The organism is Kitasatospora sp. NPDC088264, assembly GCF_040685715.1.
Taxonomy (GTDB): Bacteria; Actinomycetota; Actinomycetes; order Streptomycetales; family Streptomycetaceae; genus Kitasatospora.
The window spans coordinates 47,801-57,584 of sequence record NZ_JBFBIR010000054.1 but is presented as its reverse complement, the minus strand read 5'-3'; the positions used below and the strand labels follow the sequence as shown (position 1 = coordinate 57,584).

Annotated in this window: 9 protein-coding genes and 1 pseudogene; 7 read left to right on the top strand and 3 right to left on the bottom strand. The window is 70.4% G+C overall.

Going from position 1 to position 9,784, the window contains the following annotated elements; genetic code table 11:
• Window positions 1-208: 208 nt before the first annotated feature.
• Window positions 209-1,180 carry a helix-turn-helix transcriptional regulator gene (locus AB0O82_RS30440; protein WP_363587131.1) on the bottom strand — a complete coding sequence of 324 codons (972 nt, stop codon included), beginning with the start codon at window positions 1,178-1,180 and terminating at the stop codon, window positions 209-211.
• Between the two features lie 338 nt (window positions 1,181-1,518).
• On the opposite strand from AB0O82_RS30440, the gene AB0O82_RS30435 reads away from it, so the two are divergent.
• The 6 genes and pseudogenes from AB0O82_RS30435 to AB0O82_RS30410 all read left to right on the top strand — a co-directional run.
• Window positions 1,519-1,653, top strand: coding sequence for a hypothetical protein (locus AB0O82_RS30435; RefSeq protein ID WP_363587130.1), 135 nt, complete (start codon window positions 1,519-1,521; stop codon window positions 1,651-1,653).
• Window positions 1,654-1,660: 7 nt separating this feature from the next.
• Complete coding sequence (locus AB0O82_RS30430) at window positions 1,661-2,011, top strand: hypothetical protein (protein ID WP_363587129.1); 351 nt, start codon at window positions 1,661-1,663, stop codon at window positions 2,009-2,011.
• Window positions 2,012-2,118: 107 nt separating this feature from the next.
• Window positions 2,119-3,360 (top strand): VCBS repeat-containing protein, encoded by a 1,242-nt coding sequence (locus AB0O82_RS30425; protein WP_363587128.1) that lies wholly within the window; start codon window positions 2,119-2,121, stop codon window positions 3,358-3,360.
• A gap of 37 nt (window positions 3,361-3,397) precedes the next feature.
• On the top strand, window positions 3,398-4,447 hold the full coding sequence (locus AB0O82_RS30420; RefSeq protein WP_363587127.1) for a transglycosylase family protein: 1,050 nt from the start codon (window positions 3,398-3,400) through the stop codon (window positions 4,445-4,447).
• A 161-nt stretch (window positions 4,448-4,608) separates the two neighbouring features.
• Window positions 4,609-6,003: a M14 family zinc carboxypeptidase gene (locus AB0O82_RS30415; RefSeq protein WP_363587126.1), complete on the top strand. Its 1,395-nt coding sequence runs from the start codon at window positions 4,609-4,611 to the stop codon at window positions 6,001-6,003.
• Between the two features lie 232 nt (window positions 6,004-6,235).
• Window positions 6,236-6,593 (top strand): annotated as a pseudogene (locus AB0O82_RS30410) (transposase); the annotation flags it as partial.
• On the opposite strand, the gene AB0O82_RS30405 reads toward AB0O82_RS30410, so the two are convergent.
• On the bottom strand, window positions 6,594-7,082 hold the full coding sequence (locus tag AB0O82_RS30405; protein ID WP_363587125.1) for a DUF5959 family protein: 489 nt from the start codon (window positions 7,080-7,082) through the stop codon (window positions 6,594-6,596). It abuts the pseudogene before it with no gap.
• Between the two features lie 19 nt (window positions 7,083-7,101).
• Window positions 7,102-8,847: an FAD-dependent monooxygenase gene (locus AB0O82_RS30400; protein ID WP_363587124.1), complete on the bottom strand. Its 1,746-nt coding sequence runs from the start codon at window positions 8,845-8,847 to the stop codon at window positions 7,102-7,104.
• Window positions 8,848-8,933: 86 nt separating this feature from the next.
• Between AB0O82_RS30400 and AB0O82_RS30395 the strand changes: the two genes are divergently transcribed.
• Complete coding sequence (locus tag AB0O82_RS30395; protein ID WP_363587123.1) at window positions 8,934-9,554, top strand: TetR/AcrR family transcriptional regulator; 621 nt, start codon at window positions 8,934-8,936, stop codon at window positions 9,552-9,554.
• Window positions 9,555-9,784: the final 230 nt, after the last annotated feature.

Sequence of the window (9,784 nt, the reverse complement as noted above, 5' to 3'; positions counted from 1 at the left end):
CGGCGGTGACGAGCAGCGGGCGACGGCGGCGGACGGACATGGTGGCTCCCCGATGACGGTGCGTGCTGGCTTGCTGGACACCCACCATGACGGTCGGTCAGTGGCTTTCGGTGGCACGCGCGGCGTCACAATCGCCAGGACATCGCGAGGATCGGACTGTGACAATCGGTCGGGGCGCCGCGGGTTGACACGGCGTACTTCGGGCCGGTCAGAGCCAGCCGTTCTGGGCGGCCTTGATGCCGGCCTCGAAGCGGCTGCTGGCGTTGAGCCGCTCCATGATGGAGGCCATGTGGCGGCCGACGGTGCGGGAGGAGATGCCCAGGCGCTGGCCGGCGGTGTTGTCGGTGAGACCGTTACCGAGCAGGCGCAGCAGTTCGCGCTCGGTGGCGGTGAGTCCGGTGGTGGGGTCGCCGGGGGAGGCGGCGCCGAGCGGGACGGCGGTGTTCCAGGCCTGCTCGTAGAGGTCGAGCAGGGCGGTGAGGATGCCGGGTTCGGTGACGTGCAGTGCGCCCTTGCGGTGGTCCTCGGGGTCGATGGGGACGAGGGCCTCGCGGCGGTCGGCGATGACGATGCGCTGGGGGATCGTGGGGGCGGTGCGGACTTCGCCGCCCTGGCTGAGCAGCCAGTGGGCGTATCCGGTGACGTGCGGCTGGTGGCGGGTGGAGTCCTGGTAGAGGGTGCGGATGGTGATGCCGCGGGCGAGCGCGCCGGCGTCGCCGGGGCGGGAGGAGTCGAGGTCCTCGGGGTGCTGGTTTCCGGGCTGGCTGCTGAGGGCTTCCGTGGTGGTGGTGCGGCTCATCTGTTCCAGGCGGTGGTGGACGGCGTCCATGCCCAGCAGGCGTTCGCCGTGGGCGGCGTGGTGTTCGGCGCGCTCGGCGACCATGCGGGTGACGGCGGCGCGGGACGCGGCGAGGGCGGCCTGGCGGGCGGCGAGGTCGGCTTCCTGACGGGCGAGCATCTCGGCGAGGCCGACGGCCGGGTCGACGGCGCGCATCCGGCCGGGGTGGTCGGCGGAGGCGCGCACGAGCATGAGGGCGCCGAGTTCGTCGAGGCAGTCGTGGACCTGGGTGGCGGTGGTCGCGCAGCGCCCGGCTATCGCTTCGACGTCGTCGGCGGGGTGGTCGAGCAGGGCTTGGTAGACCTGTTCGGCGCGGGCCGATAGTCCAAGCGCCTGCAACATGGTGTCCCCCTTGTGTGATGATCCGTGAGCTCTCGTGGCTGTGACAGCACACGAAGCTTCATGATCCTTTCATGGGATGACACGGCCCTCAAGGTCGAATATCCGGCCTCGACGGCAGGCCGCGCCACCCGGTTCTGGTCATGTCCATGACGGCCTGTCCGGAGTCGGACAGGCCGGTTGGCGACACCCGCAAGGCCTTCCGAGCAGCCCCCCGACCGGCAAAGCTAGTGATCGCCGCCAGGAAGACAGCCCGGACGGCAGCCGGACGGAGCGTCAACCGCGGGACGCACCGATCGGAGAAATCCCTTCGTGTCAGCAACAGTTGAGGACAGCCGATCGTGATCCAGAACCGTATCGCCAAGGCCGCCGCGGCCATCGCCATCTCGCTGGGCGCGCTGCTCGCCGCCCCCGCCGTCCTGTCGGTGAGCACCCCGGACACCGCCGTCAACGCCAGCTTCGGCTGGGGCGGCTGACCCGCGGATGGACGTCATCTACGCCGCCCTGCACCGCAGGCAGAGCGCCGGGCCGGTCCCGTCCGGCGAGGCGGCTGGGGCGGCTGGGGCGGCTGAGGCGGCCGAGGTGGACAAAGCGGGCGAGGCGGCCGAGGTCCGCGCCGTCCTGTGGGCCCACGCCCGCCCCGACGACGGCCTCCAGCACATCACTGTCCGAAGCGAGGCCGACCGCGTCGACCTGCTCGTCTACCTCGCCAGCCGTGACCCCGCCGTCGACCAGGACACCCTGAGCCGGGCCCACGTCCTGATCGCCCGAGGCCACCAGGCCTCACCCCTGATGCGCCGGCGCTACCAGCCACCGGCGCCCCCCGGCTGCTGAACCCACGCCGCCGCTGAACCCGCAGTACCGCTGCGCCCGCACGACGCTGTCCGGCATCCGACACCGTCTCGACCTCGCAACCCGCAACCAGCAAGAGGAGTTCCGCCATGCCTTCGTCCACGCTGTCCAGGCTCGCCCACGTCGCCCTCGCCGCCTCCCTCGCCGCTTCCGGTGCGATAGCCGCGACGGCCGTCACCACCACCGCGGCTCACGCGGCCACCGCCGCTGTCTCCGCCTCGTCCTCGATCGACGGCAAGGTCACCCGCAGTGAGGTCATCCAGCGGGCGCAGTACTGGCTGGGCAAGTCGATCCCCTACAACCAGGGCGGCTCCTACCCGGACTCCAGCGGCCGCAACTACCGTACGGACTGCTCGGGTTACGTCTCCATGGCCTGGCACCTGGGCGCGAGCCCCAACACCCAAGGCATCGCGGACTCCTACACCTACGAGATCCCGCGCAGCGAGCTCAAGGCCGGCGACGTCCTCAACAGCTACTACAACCACGTCCTCCTCTTCGAGAAGTGGGACGACGCCGCGCACACCACCTTCTCGTACTACTCCTTCGGTTCCACCCCGGTGAAGCACGTCACCGGCGCGTCCATCAACGGCACCCTCGACTCGCACCCCAACAGCGAGTACAAGGCCCTGCGCTACAAGAACATCGTCGACGACGTCCAGACCCGGGCCACGAAGGCCGGCGTGTACCACTCGTCCACGCAGACCTTCTACGAAGGCGACAACGCGGGTTCCACGCTGGGCTCGGCGAAGTTCGGTAACGCGGGCTGGACCCCGCTGGTGGGCGACTGGAACAACGACGGCGTCGCCAGCGTCGGCGCGTACGACCCGGCCACCGCGACGTTCTACCTCAGCAACGACAACAGCACCGCCGCCGTGACCACGACGTTCGGCAATCCCGGCTGGATCCCGCTGGTCGGTGACTGGAACGGCTCCGGCAAGGACAGCGTCGGCGCGTACGACCCCGCCACTGCCACGTTCTACCTCAGCAACGACAACAGCACCACCGCCGTGACCGCGAAGTTCGGCAACCCGGGTTGGATCCCGCTGGTGGGCGACTGGAACAAGGACGGCAAGGACAGCATCGGTGCCTACGACCCGGCGACCCAGACCTTCTACGAGAGCAACGACAACAGCACCGTCGCGGGCTCGGTGAAGTTCGGTAACGCGGGCTGGACCCCGCTGGTCGGCGACTGGAACAACGACGGCGTCACCAGCATCGGTGCCTACGACCCGAACACCCAGACCTTCTACCTCAGCAACGACAACAGCACCACCGCCACCAGCTTCGTCTACGGCAGCCCCGGCGACGTCCCGATCGCCGGCCGCTGGTAGTCCGCCCCCAACCGACACGAGAGGAAGTCAGTCGAGCATGCCCGAGAACAAGTCGACCGCCCGTCACACCGGTCACACCCGTCGCACCCGCTCGCTCGCCGCTGTCGCCCTGGGGGCGGCCGTCCTGTCCGTCGCCTCCCAGGCACCGGCCCAAGCCGCCTCGGTGGCCACCTGGGACAAGGTCGCCCAGTGCGAGAGCACCGGAAACTGGAGCATCAACACCAACAACGGCAACTACGGCGGCCTGCAGATCACACTGCCCACCTGGAAGGCCTACGGCGGCCTGGCCTACGCCTCCCGGCCCGACCTCGCCTCCAAGAAGCAGCAGATCCTCGTAGCGGAGAAGATCCTCGCCGGCCAGGGCCCGGGTGCCTGGCCCAACTGCAACGCGGGCCTGAGCACCGACCACGCCAAGCCGTACTCGGACCGGATCGGCGCGTACGACCCGGCGACCCAGACCTTCTACGAGAGCAACGACAACAGCACGGTTGCGGGCTCGGTGAAGTTCGGTAACGCGGGCTGGATCCCGCTGGTCGGCGACTGGAACGGCGACGGCGTCGCCAGTGTCGGCGCGTACGACCCCAGCACCGCCACGTTCTACCTCAGCAACGACAACAGCACCACCGCCGTGACCGCGAAGTTCGGCAACCCCGGCTGGATCCCGTTGGTCGGCGACTGGAACAAGGACGGCAAGGACAGCATCGGCGCGTACGACCCGGCCACCGCCACCTTCTACGAGAGCAACGACAACAGCACCGTCGTGGGCTCGGCGAAGTTCGGCAACCCGGGGTGGACCCCGCTGGTCGGCGACTGGAACGGCGACGGCGTCACCAGCATCGGCGCCTACGACCCGAACACCCAGACCTTCTACCTCAGCAACGACAACAGCACCACCGCCGTGACCATCAAGTTCGGCAACCCCGGCTGGAAGCCCCTCGTCGGAGACTGGAACGGCTCCGGCAAGGACAGCGTCGGCGGCTACGACCCGGCCACCGCGACGTTCTACCTCACCAACGACAACAGCACCGCCGCCGTGACCACGACGTTCGGCAACCCGGGCTGGATCCCCCTCAAGGGAAGCTGGTAACCGCTCACCGACCGGCTCACCTGGACGCGAACCGGGGCCGACGGCGGGACTTGAGGACCGCGGCCTGACAACGCCGCGCACACCGGGCGGCGGCCTGCACCACGAGGTGCAGGCCGCCGCTTTTGGCGCGAGACTGGACGGTCAGACAAGGGAGGGCACCGATGTTGACCGATACGTCGACCAGCGCCGGCAGGGCGGTCCTGCTTCATGACCGGTACCCCACGCTGGAAGAACTCGCCGACACAGCACACCTGCTGGCCGCCAGACACCCGGAACTCTGCCGCGTGCGCACCGTCGGGACATCCCGCGCCGGCCGGCCGCTGGTGCTCCTGACGATCGGCCACGCCGCCGCCACCGCCAACGTGCTGATCGTGACGGGTGCGCACGCCGACGAGTTCTCCGGCCGCGTCGGCATCGTGGAACTGGCCCACCGCGTCCTCGCGCAGCCGTCTCTGCACCAGGCGGTGACCTGGAACTTCCTGCTCTGCCTCGACCCCGACGGAGCACGCCTCGCAGAAGCCGGCGCCGGCACCCGAAGCCTGCCCGAGTACTTCGAGCACTACTTCCGCCCCGCCGCCGAGGAACAGCCCGAGTGGGCGCCGGCGATCGGCGGGAGACTTCCCGAGAGCCGGATCCTCCTCGACCTGATCGACGACCTCCGGCCGTCCCTCCAGTTCTCCCTCCACAGCGCCGACGTCGGCGGGACCTTCCTCCAGTCGACCTGCGATCCGGCCGGCCTCGCCGAGCCGTTCGCAAACTCCGCCGCCGGACTGGGGATCCCGGTCGAGACCGGCCCCTACGACGCCTTCTGGCTGCGCGAAGCGGGCCCGGGCGTCTTCATGATGGCGCCGCACCACATCGACCAGCAGGAAAGCAGCACCGGAATGCTGGCGCCACCTCGCCCCGGCCAACCTCGCCCCGGCCAACCTCACACCGCCCAGCCCCAGCAGGAGACAGGAGGCGTCCGCGCCACCACCTGGTTCGCCCCCCAGCGCTACGGCGGCGAGACGGTCATCGTCGAGACGCCGGCCTGGGCCGGCGCCCACCTCGGGGACACCCGCCCGGCCGACGACCCCTACGCGCGCCTGACCGCCTGCGCCGGCCAGGTCCGGGAGCGAGGGCGCCTGCTCACCGACCTGATGGACGAAGCTCTGCCCCACCTGGACGACACCGCCCTGCTCCGGGCTGCGCGCACGCCGCTGACGGCAGCGCGACAACTGGCCCACGCATGGGACCCGCGGGCCGCCGGACAGCGCCTCCTCCACCCGACGCCCATGACGGAGGCGAAACTCGCCGGCATCGAACTGTGGGCCCACCGGATCCCGGTCCGCGCGGCGGCGCTGCTCCGCCGCGCCGCCGAGGCGGCCAAGGCACCCACCACACCGGCCACCGCCCGACTCGACCACCTCCTCCAGGACTGGTGCGCCCAGTACCAGCGGCGCTTCCAGCCGACCTGGCTGCCCGTCGCCCGCCAGGCCGAGCACCAGGCGAACACCGTCCAGGCAGCCGTGGCACTCAGCCGCCCGACGACGCCCGGCCCTCGGCGCGACCGGTAGAGCACTCCGCTGCCTCGGCACCGTGGTTGCGGCCGCCGGTCGAAGCCGCCTCAGAATCCCTCACGAAATGATCTCCGAGGTGGTTGGATCACTCCGGGAGCGTGGATCCGGGGGTGCGGGATGGCTCGACCGAAGCCGTGAGACGTCGATGACGAGTTGTGGGTAGTGGTCGAGCCACTGCTGTCCAAGGTCGAGCGTCGGGTTCGGCATCCGGGGCGCGAACGGCATCCGGACCGGTGGCAATCACAACGACGTCACCCAGCTCATCCCGCTACTCGAAGCCGTGCCGCCGGTACGCGGCAGGCGCGGACGCCCCAGACGTCGCCCGGAGATCGTGCTCGGCGACCGCGGCTACGAACACGACAAGTACCGCCGCCTTGTCCGGGCTCTCGGGGTGAAGCCGGTGATCGCCCGACGCGGTACCTCCCACGGCTCTGGTCCTGGCACTCAACGCCGGTTCGTGGAGCGCGGGTTCGCCCATCTGCACTGGTTCCGCCGTCTGCGGATCCGCTGAAGAGATCCGCGACGAGATCCACGAAGCCTTCCTCGCTCTCGGATGCGCACTCATCTGCCGGCGGCGGCTTGTCTCCCTACCTCGACAGCATCGGAACCCAGTGATCCATCACCTGGCGCAGACGCTGGCGATGGTCGGCGATCCAGTCGTCCGGCGGGACGAGTGGGACCCGCACAGTGACCATGGACCTGGACTCGTCCTCTACGACCACTTCCGGACAGTCACGCTCGCCGGTGAGCTGGATGAAGATGGACGGCCCTCTGCTCATCTCCATCCACGCAACGTCCTCGCCGGCGTCGAGCCGGTCCAGCGCGTCGGCCCAACTCTCCATCTTCGAAACGGACAACGCCAGGTCGATGCGGCCGGACACGAAGGGCGTCTTGACGACGATCTCGGCGTCGAGCCCGGTGGTCCACCTGAGGTTACGCCCCAGGACGCTGACTGTGACGCTGTTCCCCTCGTCATCGGCGAGGTAGATGAGCTCCCTCGGCGACCTGTCGCCCATTGCTGCCCTTTCGTCGGCGAGTAGTAAGAGATCCTCGCTCGGCCGGAAGGCATCTTCCACCCCATTTTGTTGGGATTTCTCAGCGTGCTGAGGGGAGGTCGGCTCCCAGCGTGGCTTTGTTCATGAGAACCGGCTCTGGCCAATTCCAGGGAGCTGGACCAGAACCGGTTCTTTTGTGAACAAAGCCACCCAACGCCCGTCGCGTGGCGGCGGCGAGGACTGTGAGGGGGTTCGGGGCGGCGTGGGCGGTGCGCCAGGTGATCACGTGGTCGGGACGGACCAGCAGGGCGCCGTGGTCGCCGATGCCGCAGGTGTCGGCGGGCCGTTCCGTTGCCGGGGCGGCCCGGCGGGGCAGGAGTGCCGTGTCAAGGAAGGCGTTGTGCGGATCCAGCTCGCGTGCGGCCCGGATCCAGGGGTGTCCTTCGGGTCCGGCGAGAACCAGGTAGCGGCCGGCGTGGACCAGGTCGAGCGTGGAGCGGGGCCGGTCCGTGTCGGGGAGTGGCAGGTGCGGCAGCCGGGTGCCGGGCTCGCCGTGCCAGCGTTCCGGCTCGTCGGCCGCCGGGAGGGCGGCGGCCGGGTCGTCGCCGGGGACGGGGTAGCGGTAGCCGATGGCCACTGCCGCCTCGCTGAGCAGCGGGCGGAACTCGATCGGGACCCGGGCGCGGTCGCGGGCGCGCAGGAGTGCCTGGTCCACGGTGATCCGGCCCACTGCGCGGCGCTCGGTTTCGTAGTCGTCCAGCAGCCGCGGGTCGGCGTGGCCGCGCAGGACCGAGACGAGTTTGGTGGTGAGGTTCCAGGCGTCCTGGATGCCGGTGTTGGCCCCGAATCCGCCGGTCGGCGGGGTGACGTGGGCCGCGTCGCCGAGCAGGAAGACGCGGCCGGCGCGGTAGGAGTCGGCCAGCCAGCCGCCCATCTGCCAGGGCCGGTGTCCGGTGAGCGTGAAGTGCGATGGCGCCAGGCCGAGCGCGCGCGAGACGATGCCGCGGCAGCGCTGGACGTCGAACGCGGCTGGATCCGTGGTGTCGGGGTCGTAGGTCACCGACACCGTCCCGCGGTCCTGCGCCGTGTTCCAACTCAGGAACGCGTGCTCGGGTGGGCCGGTGAAGGCGAGGGCGAGCCGGCGGCCGTCGAGCACCTGACGCAGGTCGGCTTCGAAGCCGATCTCCATGACGTGCGCGACCACCTCGGTGCCGCTGCGGCCGATGCCCAGGTGCTCGCGGACGGCGCTGCCGTTGCCGTCCGCGGCCAGCAGGTAGTCGGCGGCCACGGTGTAGGTGGCGCCGTCGGCGCCGCGGATCCGGGCCACGGTGTGGTCGTCGTGGCGGCGCAGTTCGAGAAGGCGGTGGCCGAGGCGCAGGTCGGCGCCGGCCGCAAGGGCGTGGGCGCGGACGACCTCCTCCAGGTCGGCCTGTTTGACGAAGGCGCTGGGGCAGGGCGAGAGGCGGCTGAAGTCCGTTGCGGCCGGTAGCCGCCAGCGTCGCAGCTCCGGGCCGTTGAGCGAGGTGACCACCGCGGCGTGGTCGGCCGGTGGGAGTCGGTGCTGGACGGCGTAGACGTCCTGGTCGGCCCCGACCGAGCGGTAGGCCTCCATCGTTCGCGGATAGAACAGCTTGGCGCGCAGCCTGGTCGAGACCGCGGAGTGCTTCTCGACCAGGACGGGGGTGATGCCCCGGGCCGCGAGGAACAGGGCGGCCGAAGCCCCGACGATGCTGCCGCCCACGATCAGGACGGGGACGCGTGCGGGCGGTGGCGTCGGGGCGGCAGCGGACGAAGCGGTCTTGCTGTCGGCCCTGGTGGCGGGAGCGATGGGACCTGGCACGGGCATGGACCCTCCAAAAGAAACAGAACAGCTCTGTTCCATTATTGCCCGCTGGCGGCCCCCTAACGCAACAGGCCTGTATCGTTACTGGCGTGACCACGGAACTCCCCGGCCGCCGCGGGGGCCGACAGCGTGACCCCGCCACCGACACGGCCATCATCGATGCGGTTCTCGGCATGGTCGCCTCGGGCGCCACCCTCACCGGCCTGTCGCTGGTGACGATCGCCAAGCAGGCCGGGGTCTCGCGCAACAGCGTCTACCGGCGCTGGAAGACCAAGGACGAGCTCTACCTCGACGTGCTGGAGACGATCAACGAACCGCGGCCCTTGCCGGCCGGCGCCGACACCCGCGCCGACACCCGCGCCGACCTCGCGGTCCTTCTCCAGGCCCTGGCCGAGCGCGTCGTCGACGAACGGGCCAGCAGCATGCTGCGCGCTCTCAACGCCGAGGCGGCAACCTTCCCGCGGCTGCACAGCCGTTACTTCGAAGAGATCGTCACTCCCCGCCGGAATGCCATGAACCATGTCCTGCGACGCGGCGTGGAACGAGGAGAGATCCGCCCCGACATCGACCTCGACCTGGTCTCCGAACTCCTCGTGTCCCCCCTCCTCGCCCGCATGGCATCGGGCAGCACCGACCAGCTGGACCCGGAACGGGCAAGCCGGCGGATCATCGACCTCGTCCTCGACGGTGCGGCGCCCGCGCCGAGCTGAGGAGAAGAGCGGACTGGGCCGCGGCCTCCGCCGCGCCGACACCGCCTCCACGTGCGCACGGGCGCGCCCGTCCGGCACCGCGTCGTTCACCGGCATCGGGTGTCGCCGGGCCCGGGTGGGGCATTGCGTGTCAACTGCCTTGCTGACATCCTCAGTTGGCCGTACCGGTCCCGGCGGTCGGGCAGGCCCTGCATCGCGGGCGCGGCTCGTGCGGCTCGTACGGCTCGTGC